Consider the following 14,632-nt stretch of genomic DNA (forward strand, 5'->3'; position numbering starts at 1 on the left):
CTACCGATTATTTCAGCAGCTTATCTAACTGGTTAATATCGTTATTGTTGTATAAATGTGGCCTCCGCCAGCCATGCTGATCATAATCAGCAAGGCAGCGATCAACCATATCCATCATTTTTTTCATATTGCCAGAGCCATGAGCATGACGCAGACATTGCATACGAATTTCATCCTGACTTCCGGCGTAGTTGATTTCGTACAACTCGTGACGGCCACCGAATTCACTACCAATGGCATCCCACATCAGTTTTAAAATCTTAATGCGCTCAACGTGATCGATTCCGTTGGAACCCCGAACATACCGGGCCAGATATTTATCAATTTCTGGATTATTCATATCACGTACACTAGATGGTAGATAAATTAGGCCGCTGGTGACGTTACTTTCAATAATATTCTTAATTTTAGTGTAAGCCGTTGGTGCCATAACGCGATAAGTTTGTATTGCTTGGGTATCCGGCATATAAGCGCCGCCTTTCCACGGTTTGGCTTCTGCCCACATCGCATCACTCAGTGACCAAAACAGGTTACGCCAGGCAACCACTTCACCCAGGTCAGCCTGAACACCACGGAATTCTATCACGCCGGTACATTCCAGGCTCCTTTGTAGCAGGGCAGTAATAAAATCCAGTTTCACTGCTAGTCGTACACAAGCCTGTAATGGGAACAGATTGGCGAAACCTGCTTGAACTGCCCAGTTGCGTGAGCGGTCAAAATCACGGTAAATCAGGACATTTTCCCAAGGAATAAGGACCTTATCCATCACCAGAATCGCATCGTTTTCATCGAAACGGCTGGATAAGGGATAATCGAATGGGGAACCTGTTACACCTGCTACCAATTCATAGGAGCCGCGGGAGATCAGTTTCATGCCTTCCGCATCCATTGGCGTGACAAACATCAAAGCGAAATCAGGGTTATCTCCCATTATTTGTGCGGAGCCAAAACCAATAAAGTTATAGTGAGTCAGTGCTGAGTTAGTTGCTACCACTTTTGCGCCGCTGACGATGATACCGGCATCAGTCTCTTTTTCTAGCTTAATATAGACATCGCGTGTCTGATCGATGGGTTTATGGCGATCGATGGGGGGATTGATAATGGCATGGTTAAAGTAAACGCCTGTTTCCTGAATACGTTTGTACCAGACACGGGCGTTATCAGCGAACTGGCCATAATATTCAGGGAATGCGCCGAGTGCGTTACCGAAGGCCGCTTTATAGTCAGGTGTACGGCCCATCCAGCCATAGGTTTGACGTGACCACTCAGCAATCGCATCACGTTGTTGGCGCAGATCATCCGCACTGGTAGCAAAGCGGAAGAATTTGTGAGTATACCCGCCACTGCCGGTATCGGTATTCCAGCACAGGGTATCATGGGTTTCCGGGGCGTGCAGGGCATCGTACAACTGACCAATTGAAGCAGCAGAATTGCGGAATGCGGGATGTGTCGTGACATCTTTTACGCGTTCGCCATAAATGTAAATTTCGCGGCCATCCTGAAGGCTTTTCAAGTACTCTTCACCGGTGAAAGGACGTTTTTTGTCGGCGCGAAAATCTTCTGGTTTCATGTCTACCTCACAGTCGTCATAAAAAGCGCCTGTCTTGATATAATATAATCAATATTGGCACGGAAATGTTAATTTAGTGTTTGTTTTGTGTTTCTTAATTGAAGCTTTAGAATGGCGTTTCTTGAATAGATTTTCGGAAGGTTCGCTGGTACTTTTCGTTGGGAAGGATGATTTGTTATTTAAAGTGTGATCCAGACGATATTTTTGTGATTGTTATTTCAAGGTCTTTTCTCCGGGGGCTTGTTCACTTACGGACAATAGACGGCCGGGCAGGGTGTTAGCTTCATATTGCCGAGTCTGAATGGCGCCGGTTGCGGTTACAATCAACACTTGACGGCCTTCAATATCATTGGGGGCGACGGTACGGCCGGCATCGGCACTTTCTGTTCGCAAAGTATCGCCGGTGAGATTGTGGTGGCGGGTAATACGAGTATCCGTATCCCCTCCCGCGACAGAGCGGTGAAAGTCGATGTTACGAATGGTCAGGCCACGGTTATCGTAGACGCTAATCGTGGGCGTATGTTGATAAAGTTTTGGATCAATGTTTTTCATGATTTACCTCTTGGTTGTATTGAGGATTTTGGTTGTTGCAGTTTGGCCTGCGTTCAACCGAATGGGCACTTGGGCATATTCTTTATCCAGAAAATAGCGATGAGTCCTGTTATCAATATGCCAGCCCATACTAATTAATAATACATCCTGAATATTGATCTAAAGTCAATTGAAAATATGGGGCATCTTTCATTTTCTGGTTTCTTTTTCATGTATCCAAATATTGGTTATTGGTAAATTCAGCTCAATATGTACTTGTTTTAAATGTTATTTCCCTCCGGCGAGGTCAATAAAATTTCCGGTGACATATGAGGCTTCATCCGACAGCAACCAGGCGATAGCCTGTGCCACTTCTTTCGGTTGTCCACCGCGTTTCATTGGTAAGGAATTTTTCACCCGATCAACTCGATTTGGTTCGCCGCCATCAGCGTGCATATCGGTATAGATGAATCCAGGACGAACGGCATTGACCCGAATTCCCTGATCTGCCACTTCCAGAGACAGGCCAATAGTCAAAGTATCGATCGCCCCTTTTGATGCGGCATAATCTATATATTCGTGCGGTGAGCCCAATCGGGATGCTGCGGATGAAACATTGACAATTGATCCACCGTGACCACCATGCCGGAAGGACATTCTTTTAACTGCTTCCCGTGCACAGAGAAAACTGCCTATAACATTGGTGGCAAAAATATCATGCAAGCGATGGGCGGTTAATTGTTCAATCGATGCTTGTGGTTTAAGTATTCCGGCGTTATTTACCAAACCTGTGATGCATCCGAGTTCGGCATCAATTCTTTGGAAGAGTTCTACAACTTGTTTTTCATCAGCGACATCGACCTGAATGGCGATGGCTTTACCGCCGATATTATGGATGATTTCTGTGACTTCCTGAGCTTGCTCTTGATTGGTGTGGTAGCCAATACCAATGTGATGCCCTTTCTCTGCCAAATAAAAAGCTGTTGCGCGACCAATGCCACGTGATCCGCCGGTAATTAATGTAATTTTTTGCATAATATTCTCATTTAAAGTTTTATTTTAAGAAATTAAATATCAAACGAACCAGTATTATTAAAGAAAAACTGAATAAAAAGCAAATTTTTGCATATGGCATCGGGATATTTGTAATGTTTTCATTGTTATTTTTATAATTATCTTTAGTCAGAGGTTAAAATATCTTTAATAACATCATATTTTTTGTTTTTATTGAGGGTGAAATGAATTTTTGTGTGTGATTAATGTTTTTGAAGTTTGGTTAATAAGTGACGCCTTTGAAGTATAATATATAATTAATTACATTCAAAAGCGTTTTTTATTTGAATATTTCATGGATTAAAGGTCGATTTATTTATCCTTTTTATGGTGTTTGTTTATATAACTTTGCATTATTTTTGATGACTGATTCAGATGTTCTAATACGGCGGAAATAGTTTCCCATAACTTAGGGTCAGCATTATTATCATGATAGTTGCTAAAACATCCTTTTATATTGTTAGCGCCACGGATAAGATGATTAATATTTTCCAATAACATTGGCGGTGCAATATTAAGATAATTTCCTTGCAGCTCATTGAATATTTTTTGAAATGATTCAAAATCATTCCTATCAATAGCATTTGTCAGCTTATCTATGTACTGCAATTGTTCTCTCATTTCCATTATATTTAACCTCTTTATTTCTTCATTTAAGAATAATTTAATTACTCATCTTGTTCAGTATGCTCGTTTAAATAATCTTGTGACTTTTTTGACACATGCTTTAAAAACTCAAGTGCTGTCATACCCCACCATTCTGGGAGAACGTCAGCATCATGGTAATGATAATCAAATGTGCTCTCTACATCTTCGGAAATGTCAATAAGATCATTGATTTCTTCTATTAACCCTTTTATCATTCCCAGAGTTGCGACATGAAGAAAATCATTGATAACATCATCAAGCTTGGGACCTGATATTATATCGAAGTCCTGATTAAAATAAGCATGCATTAAAATATCTAAAAATGGATATTGTCCGGTCATTTTAATGTGGCCTCTCATATTATTGCGATCTCCTAGTAATCGAAATCAATAGAATTGCTTGAAATATATAAACTATTCTTATTGATTAAACTTCCTTGTTTGTTGTTATGTGAAAAAATTTTTAGTTACTTGCCTTTATCCAGATAATTTTTTGTTCTTTTTGATACATATTTTAGAAATTCAAATGCTGTGGTATCCCATAATTTAGGGCAAAAGCTAGAACTAGAATAGAGAGTTTGAAAGTCTTTCTCTATATTTTCTGAATTATGGATAAGAGACTCTATTTCCTCTATTAATTCTTTCTTCATTGCTTCATTCGTGGTATCAAGGTAGTCATTTATGACATCATCAAGCTCAGGGCCAGATATTATGTCATAGTCTTGATTGAAATAAGCAAACATTAAACGATTTAGTTCCATTTTCTTCTCCACAAATTTTAATCAAATTTTGGGTATGCTGTTAATATATAATATTTTTTGTCGTTAAATTCATAACGCCTTAATTACTCATCTTGTTCAGTATGCTCGTTTAAATAATCTTGTGACTTGTTTGACACATGCGTTAAAAACTCAAGTGCTGTCATACCCCACCCTTCGGGGAGAACGTCAGCATCATGGTAATGATAATCAAATGTGCTCTCTACATCTTCAGAAGAGTCAATAAGATCGTTGATTTCTTCTATTAACCCTTTTCTCATTCCCTGAGATGCGTCATTAAGAAAATCATTGATAACATCATCAAGCTCGGGACCTGATATTATATCGAAGTCCTGATTAAAGTAAGCATGCATTAAAATATCTAGAAATGGATATTGTCCGGTCATTTTAATTGTGGCCTTTCATATTATTGCGATCTCCTGGTAACTGAAATCAATAGAATTGCTTGAAATATATAAACTATTCTTATTTATTAAACTTCCTTGTTTATTTTTGAATTAAAAATCCTGTAATTATTTATTTTTATCTAGATGATCTTGTGCTCTTTTGGATACATAGTTTAAAAAGCCAAGCGCTGTGGCAGTGTCCCAAAAATCTGGGTCAAAGTCACTATAGTAGAGAGCGTCAAAGTCCTTCTCTATATCTTTTGAAGTGTTAATAAAAGAGTCAATTTCTTTGATTAATCCTTTTATCATTTCCTGAGTTGCAACATTAAGAAAGCAGTCTATGACTTCATCCATAGTTTTCCCATACAATAAGTCATAATCTTGACAAAAATAAGCACCTACTAAGATGTCTAAAAATGGATATTGTCCGTTCATTTTAATTAAACCTTTTTATATTTTGGAGTGTATAATCTTAGCCCTAATATACTGGAAATGCAGTTAATATATAATAGGGTTGACCGTTGTATTTAGAGTACTTTAAAACAACTTTGACTTTATATAACTTGTCCACATATCGTGATCCTCTGGTAATACCGAAACCAATAGAAGTACTTGAAACATATTCAATAGGAGCGGTTGTTCCTTCTGGAATAGCATATTTAGCCCAATTCTCCAAGTGTATTCTATTTGCTTTTAGAGCTTCCGAAATCACTTGCTCTGCCACATCTTGATTGTAAAAAGTACTTGCTCTAGATATATCTGCTAGCCTTGCCCTTAACTCCTGCTCCGATAACCCAACATGTTTAGCCAAAGTATGTCCACCCGGTTTTAACCCTGTAGGCGATTCATGTTCAATTAACTTAATTCGGCCTACTCGTACAGAGGCAACTCTAACTGCGCCCGCTATTGAAGCAAATGACAATGGTACAGCAATATCGACAGTAAGCCCTATTTCAGAAGCGGTGTAATCATCAGCCCCAAATTCTTTTGCTAAATTTACCGCCTCGCGATAAGTTTCCGTCGTGGTTTCTCTGCCGCTAAACCCGCTCCACCTAATATTCTGTTACTCCAGGTCTCTTCTTCGGTAATGGTATTATCCGATAGGATCGCCGCGAGTTGCACAGGTGATAAAACAATGCGTAACCCATTCTCAGATTCTGAATCAACGGGAGTATCAGTTAAATAAGTGGCATTATTCATCGTCAATAAATCCTGTCATCCCAGAAGCTATAAGAACCGGTTGAACAAGCAAGATTGTTCCACGTGATATCTTTGTAAGTAAAACAGATGATTTCCTGTGGTACGCTGGCATTACTGTCTCTGGAATGCGGATAATTGCTTTTTATGCTGGATATCAAGGCGTGGCCTAGCCTGATAGAATAGTTTTTTTCTAATCCTCCGGTTAGTGATGTGCGATAGTTCTCAAATAAACATTCCAGCTCTTCATTGTCATCGAAGCTTCGCGCCAATAAAGGCGAAGATTTATCGATGGGTTTTACTACCATAACCGGATGATGGGATACGTGTTGTTCTCTTGTCATTAAATGTTGAAGCGAGTAAATAAAAATCTCATTCTCATGGCCGTGCTGGTAATTATTTCCTATGGAACTTAAGGAGCCACAGCCAGCGGAGATTAGCCCCTGTTTTTTGCCTTTCAATGTTAAATAAATGATATTTGCCATACTGGTTGCTCCTCTAATGTACTTTTTTATCCTGCTGTAGGGTGTGTGCAAAAAGCAATCAAAAATTTATAAATTTAAGATAATTTACATTTGTAAGAGGAATTAATGTGAAAACCAGAATATTTAGAAATAGGGTATCAAAGTATTAAGAGCAACGTAAAAATCTGAACTGTTAAGGTGTCGTATTTGTAATTAATCGCATAGCGTGAGTTGACATTCAGGTAACACCCAGTGGCCGCTACCCGAATAATTTGAAACTATCCTAAACGCATACGATCAATCTGATAAAAAACCGCCACACCCAGTATCCTAGCAAAGCAAATGTCATGACATTAAGAGAATGTGATTTGAATCTTTTCTTTACGGTTGCATAAATTAAAGGGGACATAATCAGTAAACATGTTGGAGCAAATACATCACGATTATCATCTATCAGCTCTCTGTAAACAGTACAGAGATTATCTATATCCTGGCCACCGATATAATGCTCTTCTTCTAAGTATGACATCATATATATAAATAACGCACAAAAGATAGCATAAGTGATATTGAAGGTAATGGCTGATTTTCTCATTCTGAAATTCTCATGATTATATGAAGTCTATGACATCAAAAGGTGGGAATCCGAATTCGCCTGCCATATAGTAAGGATTTTGCATATGTTGTGTTTCCTTTTCTTAAATAAATTTATTTTTATCGGCACTCCGATTGCCATCATTTATCCTTCAAAAAATTCCAGTGAGTGACAGAGTCTCAGTATATTCAGAATTTTAATTCTTGGAAGAGATTTTGTAATAAAAATGAGTCAGTTTAGCACGAATTAATAGCACGAGGTTTGCGGAGCAGGCAGAATAAAATGCCGGGCTTGGTATAATTAGCATGGATATTTATTTTTCGTGAATATTTCTTTCTCGCCAATAACTAGGTGAGCAGCCAACTAATCGATTAAAAAAACGGGCAAAATAGGCTGGATCTTTAAATCCAAGCTGATAAGCAACTTCAAATACTGGGCAATCACTGAATAATAGTAGCCGTTTGGCTTCACGCAGTTGACGGTCAAAGATGAGTCGTTTCGGTGGACGATTGGTAAACCGACGGCACATATCTTTTAATCGCGACTCTGTAATATCTAACTTATAAGCATATTCCGGTACGGAAAGATGATGATGATAATAATTGTCTATTAATTGGTTAAAGCGCTGAAATAATTTAATTTCTCCTCGCACGCCATTAACCGGGTGATCATCAAGAGGAATATTGCGCAATAACAGGGTAAATATAGCTTGTGCTAAAAATGTCAGCGATTGCTCTCGACCAATAAAGTTATTCGATGATTCGCGGGCGATTAACGCCCAATAGTGATTAAAAGCGGCCAGTTCTTCCGGTTTATCGACGACGGATAAGCAAATAGCCGGAATATCAAGAATATCTTTATTAGCTGGATAGAGTGATTCCAATAACGGTAATATCAGATCTTGCCGTACGGTAAGGACATATCCGTCACTGTCATCTTGAGTGAAAAAAGCGTGAGGAACGGAGGGCGGTGTCAGGATAAACAGCGGCGCTTGTACAGAATAGTGTTGAGCATCTAACTGTAATTCAATATGGCCGGTGATCAAAAAATGAAGTTGGAAGAAACCATCGTGACGATGAGCTTGCATATTACGACCAAAAAATGCCGCCATCCGGCCAAAGGTCTGATAATGCACATCATCAGTGCCTTGAGTTTCATCATAATCCTTGCTGATATCAATATTGGCAATGATAGGTTCAGCCATGATGGTTTTTCCTTTTTATTGAAAATTACGACGCTGTTCTCTGTCTGGCGTGTTTCATTGGGATCAACCAGATAATGGCTGCGCCAACGACCAGCAATCCGGCAACGAAATAGAGCCCGGTATTAAAGCTTCCTGTCTGATCTTTCAGCCAGCCGATTAATAACGGGCTGAGTGCTGAACCTATGTTGCCTGTAGCGCTAATAACCGCAATGCCGATCGCTCTTGCGCGTAAACTGATAGCTTGATCCGGCGTGGTCCAGAAGACCGCCATTGCGGTAAATGAACCGGTTGAGGCCATAATAATCCCAATGAGCTGAATGACACTGTGGTTGGTCAATGAGGTCAATATCCAGCCCGCGGCGGCGAACAGATAGGGTAGCGCCGTATGCATTTTACGTTCTTGTAACCGGTCTGAACGGCGACTCCAGTAAATCATGCCGATGATGGTACAAAACTGAGGAATAGCGGTCAGGATGCCGATCATGATGTTACTGCTGCCCTGATTGAAGCTTTGCACAATCTGTGGCGTCCAAATATTAATCGCACTCAAGGTATTGGTTAAACAGAAGTAAGCCAGGGTATACATCAGCATGATCGGCGCGAAAATTTCACGCCATATACTGGGTTTTTGCATTGCCTGATGAGTTGATGAGCTTGCCGGTTGAACCAGAGCGGGCTGGTCGTTATCCATCATCTCTTGTAAGCATTTTTTGTCCTCATCTGTCAGCCAGTTAGCGCGTTTGGGTGAATCATCAAGATAGAACCAAACGACAATTCCCAGTAGTACCGAAGGAAAACCTTCCAGCAGGAATAACCATTGCCAGCCGTGAAGGTTCAGCAGGCCATCCATTTCCAGAATATAACCGGAAGCCAGAGAACCAAACGCCATCGTCACCGGCATTGCCACCATAAACAGCGCGTTGGCACGGGCGCGATAGTAAGCCGGGAACCAGTAAGTCAGATATAACAGGATGCCCGGCACGAAACCTGCTTCGGCGATACCGACCAGCATACGCAAGATATACAGACTGGTTGGTCCGGTAGCGAACATGGTGGCAGTGGAGGAGATCCCCCAGAGCACCATAATCGTGGCTATCCAGCGTCGCGCTCCGACAATGCTTAGCATAATGTTGCTAGGAATACCGAAAATGACATAAGTGACATAGAACAGCGTTGCCGCCAGACCGAACATGGTTGCGTTCAGTCCAAGATCTTTACCCATTGTCAGGCCGGCAAACCCGATATTAATTCGATCCAGAAACGAAAATACAAATAAGACGAACAGGAAAATAATCAGGCGACGGAATAGCTTATTAATGACGGATTGCTGTTGTGCCGTCAGCGGTTTATGTTGACCAACCGGAAGATCCGGCTGTTGCACAACAGTTGATGAATCGCTCATTATCATTTTCCTTACTTACTGTTTTATGTGTATTACGTTGTTTAGGAAATTAAATGCTTGTTGAGTAAATCAATTATTAAATTGTGGTTGCTAAGATTAATAAACACCGGATAAAGGTGCTACCGGCGGCTCTTTATCCGCGATAAATCGTGCTGCCAGCGCTTCCGCTGTCCGAGCCAATAAAGTTGTATCAATACCCACAGCAACGAATAGAGCACCGAGTTTCAGGTAGTGCTCGGCAACATTGGGTGCGGACATCAGAATGCCCGGCGCTTTACCCGCCGCTTTGATTTGAGCGATGGCTTGCTCAATTGCGTCTTTCACTTCAGGATGTTGCGGATTATTGGTAAAGCCCATATCGGAACTGAGATCCGCCGGACCGATAAAGACACCATCCACACCGTCTACTTTGAGGATCTCCGGCAGGTTACGGAGTGCTTCACGGGTTTCTACCTGAACCAGAACACAGATTTCATCGTTGGCACGATGCAGATAATCAGGAATTCTGTTCCAGTGGGAAGCTCTTGCCAGAGCGCTACCTACACCACGGATACCCGCCGGTGGATAACGGGTTGCCCGAACCGCTTCGTAAGCCTGTTCGGCGTTTTGTATCATGGGGATTAATAACGTTTGGGCACCGATATCCAGTAGCTGTTTAATGATGACCAGATCGTTCCAGGGCGGACGCACAATGGGATGACTTGGATAAGGGGCGATCGCTTGCAACTGGCTTAGAATCGTCTGAATATCGTTCGGTGCATGTTCGCCATCAATAAGTAGCCAGTCGAAACCGGCTCCGGCCACTAATTCAGCACTGTAGGGGTTACAAAGCCCCAGCCATAGACCGATTTGTGGCTGGCCTGCTTTTAATGCTTGTTTAAATTTATTGGTTAACCGATCCATATTTTTCCTCGTTAAACAAAACGGCAACTGATAGCACCGAGGGGGCCATAATCCACATGGAAGGTATCCCCTTTATTGGCTGGAACCGGGCGGGTAAAAGAGCCGCTGAGAATGATTTGTCCTGCCTCAAGCTGAACACCATGTGGGGCCAGTTTGTTTGCCAACCATGCGACACCGTTAGCTGGATGATTAAGTACCGCCGCCGCGACACCGGATTCTTCAATCACGCCATTGCGATAGAGCAGGGCGCTGATCCAGCGCAGATCAAACTGATCGGGCTTAATCGGACGGCCGCCCATAATGACGCCGCCGTTGGCGGCATTGTCAGAAATCGTATCGAACACTTTGCGTGGGCGCTTAGTTTCCGGATCGATGTTATGGCAACGGGCGTCGATCAATTCCAACGCAGGAATGATGTAATCGGTCGCGTTGTAAACATCAAACAGTGTGCAGTTCGGGCCACCCAAAGGTTTTGCCAGAATGAATGCTAGCTCGACCTCAATACGGGGCACAATAAAGCGATCACATGGAATATCACTGCCATCAGGGAAAAACATATCGTCCAGCAAAGCGCCATAATCTGGCTCACTGATTTGTGAGCTGGCTTGCATGGCTTTTGAGGTCAGGCCAATTTTATGGCCTTTGAGTACCCGACCTTCGGCAATTTTCAACTCCACCCAGTGACGCTGAATAGCATAAGCATCATCGATGGTGATTTCAGGGTAATCCAATGAGATCTGGCGTATTTGTTCACGGCTTTTTTCTGCCTGATGCAGACGATGTGCAACCTGTGATACGACTTCTTTCTGTAACATGCGGTTAAACTCCTGTGTCTTCTATGCCACCAAAGCAGAGATATTTCACTTCCAGATAATCTTCGATGCCGTAACGAGAACCTTCACGTCCCAGGCCCGATTGTTTAATGCCGCCGAATGGGGCGGCTTCATTAGAGATTAAACCTTCATTGATCCCGACCATACCGCTTTCCAGCGCTTCTGCCACACGGTAGATCCGGCCGATATCGCGGGAATAAAAATAAGCGGCCAGACCAAATTCAGTCTCATTTGCCAGATGGATGGCTTCTGCTTCATCACGGAATTTGAACAGGGGAGCAATAGGGCCGAATGTTTCTTCTTGGGAGATAAGCATGGATTTATTGACATCAGCCAGTACGGTAGGTTCGAAGAATAGACCGCCCAGAGCGTGTGGTTTACCCCCGGCCAATATGCGTGCACCGTGGGAAATGGCGTCACTGATGTGTTCCTCGACTTTATCGACGGCGGCTTGATTGATCAGGGGGCCTTGTTGTGATTTAGCGTCGCTAGCCGGGCCAACCTGCAACTGATTAACGGCTTGTGCCAGACGTTCGGCGAAGGTGTCATAAATGGTTTCCTGTACCAAAATTCGGTTAGCGCAAACACAGGTTTGACCGCTGTTGCGGAATTTAGCTATCAATGCTCCCTGTACAGCGGCATCAATATCAGCATCATCAAAAACGATAAATGGCGCATTGCCGCCCAATTCCAATGATAGCTTTTTCACCGTGTCGGCACTTTGTGCCATCAAGAGCTTACCGACACGGGTTGAGCCAGTAAAAGAGAGTTTGCGAACAATCGGGCTCTGGGTCATAGCTCCGCCGATGGCTTTCGCATCGATGCCGGTCACCACATTGAATACGCCAGCGGGAATACCGGCTTGTTCCGCTAGCGCAGCCAGAGCCAGAGCGGAAAGTGGGGTTTCCGAGGCGGGTTTTAGGATCACTGTGCAGCCTGCTGCCAGAGCAGGGCCAACCTTGCGGGTGATCATGGCATTGGGGAAGTTCCACGGTGTAATGGCCGCCACAACGCCAATAGGTTGTTTGATCGTGACAATCCGGCGACCGGGCAATGGGCTTGGAATGGTTTCACCGTAGGTGCGTTTACCTTCTTCCGCAAACCATTCGATGAAGCTGGCGCCATAAGCGATCTCGCCCATAGCTTCTGTCTGTGACTTCCCTTGCTCCCGGCTCAACAATTCAGCCAGTGCCTGTTGATTTGCCATCATTAACTGAAACCAACGTTGCAGGATCTGGCTGCGTTGTTTGGCTGTCATGGCTCTCCAGGCAGGCAGAGCTTGCTGAGCGGCTGCAATTGCGCGTTCTGTTTCAGCCGCGCCCATATTACTGACGTGGGCAATAACTTCACCATTTGCCGGGTTAGTCACCTTAAACGTTGCTTGATTGTCGGCATCAACCCACTGTCCGTTGATATAAGCTTGTTGACGCAGTAATTCTGTATTTACATTATTTGTCATGATTTTTTTCTCCTAAAGACACTTGTGTGAGGGGTTTTCGCTGGTAGAAAGTTGCTAGCTGCTGGCATAACCAACTCAACCCAGCACAAACAGCCATTACAAGGGCCATAGCAAAAGGGGTTTCATCTTGTAGTAAAGAGACGGCAACACTGGCAACTGCTGCCATACCGAATTGTGCAGAAATAGCGAGCGCACTGGCGCTACCGGCAAGTTGACCGCGATGTTGAAGTAATAAAGAGAGGCTGTTAGTACCAATGGCATTAACCAGCGAGATAAACAGTACGACCAAAATGACGATCACCGTCAGACTTTGCTGATAAAAGATAACCAGTAAGATGCCAAACAGTAATTGAGCACTGGTTTGAATGAATAACAGACGGGAAAGATCGTAGACTTTTAGTAAACGGACATTGAGCAGCACAATTGCCATCATGCCGAGTGCATTACAGGCGAACAGTAATCCGTAGTAATTTGCCGGAACCTGAAAATAGTTGATATAGACGAAAGGGGAACCACTGATAAATGCGAACATGGCGGCACAAGTGAATGCCAATGTGCCGATAGTTGCCATCGCTTCACCGTCAGTCAGTAATTTGCCGTAATTTTTAAAAGCGGTGATAAGTTTTCCGCCGTTATTCTGGGCGGGTAGCGTTTCTGGCAATAAAAATAGTAATAATATCCCGCTGATACAACCGAATAGACTCAATAACGTAAATATGGCCTGCCAATTGAAATAAGTTAACAGTAAGCCACCCAGTAATGGGGCGATAAGCGGCGCTATCATAGTTACTAAGGTCATGAGTGATAGCACGCGTGGTAATGCCTGCGGACCATAGATATCACGGGCGATCGCTCGGCCCATGACCACGGCGGCGCCACTGCCAAATGCCTGTAATGCGCGCAGTAAAATCAGTTGTTCAACGTGTGTCGCCAAGGTACACAACGCACTGGCAACGACGAATAATGCGATGCCGCTGAGCAGCAGTTTTCTGCGCCCTAAATGGTCGCTCAGTGGGCCGTATAACAGCATGCCAAGGCAGAAACCGGCGAAAAATGCGCCCAAGGTATGTTGCATCTGCCCTTGTGTTGCCTGTAATTGCCTTGCCATTTCCGGCAAGGCTGGCAGGTACATATCAATCGACAGAGGCCCGAAGGCCACTAGCGCACCTAATAAAGGGATTAACCAACGAGGAGGATGCTGATGAAAGGGCTTCGGCATCACTACTCCTTACGAAACAAGGCGTGGACGTTGTTTTGTTTGTAGTTCAATACCGGGTCTAATTCTTCCATCGTAAAGGAGAGGGCAAGATAACGTTGTGCCATCAACGAGGCAAAATGTTGTTTGATCAGGGGAAACAGCTTCTCACCAACCTGTTGACGGCTTTCAAGGCTGCGTCCTGCGCCGATTTTCAGTGTCATATGGACGAAGGCGTAATCATGTTGACCATCGGCCATTTGCCAGGTATCCAGCCAGATGGCACGGCTGCGTATGCCGCCTAATGGGAAAATACCGGTATCTGCCAGCGCCTGATTCACTTTGGCAAACAACTCTGGCAGATTGGCTTGTTCGCGGATATTTTCTGTACATTCAGCATAAAAATGTGGCATA

Annotated in this window: 19 protein-coding genes; all 19 read right to left on the bottom strand. The window is 43.3% G+C overall.

Annotation, left to right across the window (positions count from 1 at the left end; genetic code table 11):
- Positions 1 to 7: 7 nt before the first annotated feature.
- Positions 8 to 1,570, bottom strand: a complete 1,563-nt coding sequence (hpaB, locus tag SLS51_RS09215) for a 4-hydroxyphenylacetate 3-monooxygenase, oxygenase component (protein WP_011145338.1) — start codon at positions 1,568 to 1,570, stop codon at positions 8 to 10.
- Positions 1,571 to 1,783: 213 nt separating this feature from the next.
- On the bottom strand, positions 1,784 to 2,122 hold the full coding sequence (locus SLS51_RS09220) for a hypothetical protein (RefSeq protein ID WP_323837598.1): 339 nt from the start codon (positions 2,120 to 2,122) through the stop codon (positions 1,784 to 1,786).
- A 267-nt stretch (positions 2,123 to 2,389) separates the two neighbouring features.
- Entirely contained in the window at positions 2,390 to 3,136 is a 747-nt protein-coding gene (locus SLS51_RS09225) for an SDR family oxidoreductase (protein WP_323837600.1), read from the bottom strand.
- Positions 3,137 to 3,466: 330 nt separating this feature from the next.
- The gene (locus SLS51_RS09230) at positions 3,467 to 3,781 is read right to left on the bottom strand and encodes a hypothetical protein (RefSeq protein ID WP_323837602.1); all 315 of its coding nucleotides are present in this window, start codon (positions 3,779 to 3,781) and stop codon (positions 3,467 to 3,469) included.
- A 41-nt stretch (positions 3,782 to 3,822) separates the two neighbouring features.
- Positions 3,823 to 4,143 (bottom strand): contact-dependent growth inhibition system immunity protein, encoded by a 321-nt coding sequence (locus SLS51_RS09235; protein WP_323837604.1) that lies wholly within the window; start codon positions 4,141 to 4,143, stop codon positions 3,823 to 3,825.
- A 125-nt stretch (positions 4,144 to 4,268) separates the two neighbouring features.
- Positions 4,269 to 4,562 (bottom strand): contact-dependent growth inhibition system immunity protein, encoded by a 294-nt coding sequence (locus SLS51_RS09240; RefSeq protein ID WP_113042099.1) that lies wholly within the window; start codon positions 4,560 to 4,562, stop codon positions 4,269 to 4,271.
- Between the two features lie 83 nt (positions 4,563 to 4,645).
- Positions 4,646 to 4,966 carry a contact-dependent growth inhibition system immunity protein gene (locus tag SLS51_RS09245; RefSeq protein ID WP_011145341.1) on the bottom strand — a complete coding sequence of 107 codons (321 nt, stop codon included), beginning with the start codon at positions 4,964 to 4,966 and terminating at the stop codon, positions 4,646 to 4,648.
- Positions 4,967 to 5,092: 126 nt separating this feature from the next.
- Positions 5,093 to 5,401: a contact-dependent growth inhibition system immunity protein gene (locus tag SLS51_RS09250; RefSeq protein WP_323837607.1), complete on the bottom strand. Its 309-nt coding sequence runs from the start codon at positions 5,399 to 5,401 to the stop codon at positions 5,093 to 5,095.
- Positions 5,402 to 5,444: 43 nt separating this feature from the next.
- Positions 5,445 to 5,777, bottom strand: a complete 333-nt coding sequence (locus SLS51_RS09255; RefSeq protein ID WP_323837609.1) for an RNase A-like domain-containing protein — start codon at positions 5,775 to 5,777, stop codon at positions 5,445 to 5,447.
- A 185-nt stretch (positions 5,778 to 5,962) separates the two neighbouring features.
- Positions 5,963 to 6,166, bottom strand: a complete 204-nt coding sequence (locus tag SLS51_RS09260; protein WP_323837611.1) for a hypothetical protein — start codon at positions 6,164 to 6,166, stop codon at positions 5,963 to 5,965.
- A 2-nt stretch (positions 6,167 to 6,168) separates the two neighbouring features.
- Positions 6,169 to 6,648: an Hcp family type VI secretion system effector gene (locus SLS51_RS09265; protein WP_323837613.1), complete on the bottom strand. Its 480-nt coding sequence runs from the start codon at positions 6,646 to 6,648 to the stop codon at positions 6,169 to 6,171.
- Between the two features lie 262 nt (positions 6,649 to 6,910).
- Complete coding sequence (locus SLS51_RS09270) at positions 6,911 to 7,222, bottom strand: YjeO family protein (RefSeq protein WP_323837615.1); 312 nt, start codon at positions 7,220 to 7,222, stop codon at positions 6,911 to 6,913.
- Positions 7,223 to 7,535: 313 nt separating this feature from the next.
- On the bottom strand, positions 7,536 to 8,426 hold the full coding sequence (gene hpaA, locus SLS51_RS09275) for a 4-hydroxyphenylacetate catabolism regulatory protein HpaA (protein ID WP_323837617.1): 891 nt from the start codon (positions 8,424 to 8,426) through the stop codon (positions 7,536 to 7,538).
- A 25-nt stretch (positions 8,427 to 8,451) separates the two neighbouring features.
- The gene (gene hpaX / locus SLS51_RS09280; protein WP_323837619.1) at positions 8,452 to 9,828 is read right to left on the bottom strand and encodes a 4-hydroxyphenylacetate permease; all 1,377 of its coding nucleotides are present in this window, start codon (positions 9,826 to 9,828) and stop codon (positions 8,452 to 8,454) included.
- A gap of 96 nt (positions 9,829 to 9,924) precedes the next feature.
- On the bottom strand, positions 9,925 to 10,731 hold the full coding sequence (gene hpaI / locus SLS51_RS09285; RefSeq protein WP_113025297.1) for a 4-hydroxy-2-oxoheptanedioate aldolase: 807 nt from the start codon (positions 10,729 to 10,731) through the stop codon (positions 9,925 to 9,927).
- 11 nt (positions 10,732 to 10,742) lie between these two features.
- Entirely contained in the window at positions 10,743 to 11,546 is an 804-nt protein-coding gene (gene hpaH / locus SLS51_RS09290; RefSeq protein WP_323837622.1) for a 2-oxo-hept-4-ene-1,7-dioate hydratase, read from the bottom strand.
- Between the two features lie 4 nt (positions 11,547 to 11,550).
- Positions 11,551 to 13,023: an NAD-dependent succinate-semialdehyde dehydrogenase gene (locus tag SLS51_RS09295; protein ID WP_323837624.1), complete on the bottom strand. Its 1,473-nt coding sequence runs from the start codon at positions 13,021 to 13,023 to the stop codon at positions 11,551 to 11,553.
- A complete protein-coding gene (locus tag SLS51_RS09300; RefSeq protein ID WP_323837626.1) occupies positions 13,013 to 14,242 on the bottom strand; it encodes a Bcr/CflA family multidrug efflux MFS transporter in 1,230 nt (409 codons plus the stop codon). The genes SLS51_RS09295 and SLS51_RS09300 overlap by 11 nt, the downstream gene beginning before the upstream one ends.
- A 2-nt stretch (positions 14,243 to 14,244) precedes the next feature.
- Complete coding sequence (locus SLS51_RS09305; protein WP_323837628.1) at positions 14,245 to 14,631, bottom strand: 5-carboxymethyl-2-hydroxymuconate Delta-isomerase; 387 nt, start codon at positions 14,629 to 14,631, stop codon at positions 14,245 to 14,247.
- Position 14,632 lies beyond the last annotated feature (1 nt).

Origin of the sequence: Photorhabdus africana (assembly GCF_035181445.1) — a bacterium.
Classification (GTDB): Bacteria; Pseudomonadota; Gammaproteobacteria; order Enterobacterales; family Enterobacteriaceae; genus Photorhabdus; species Photorhabdus laumondii.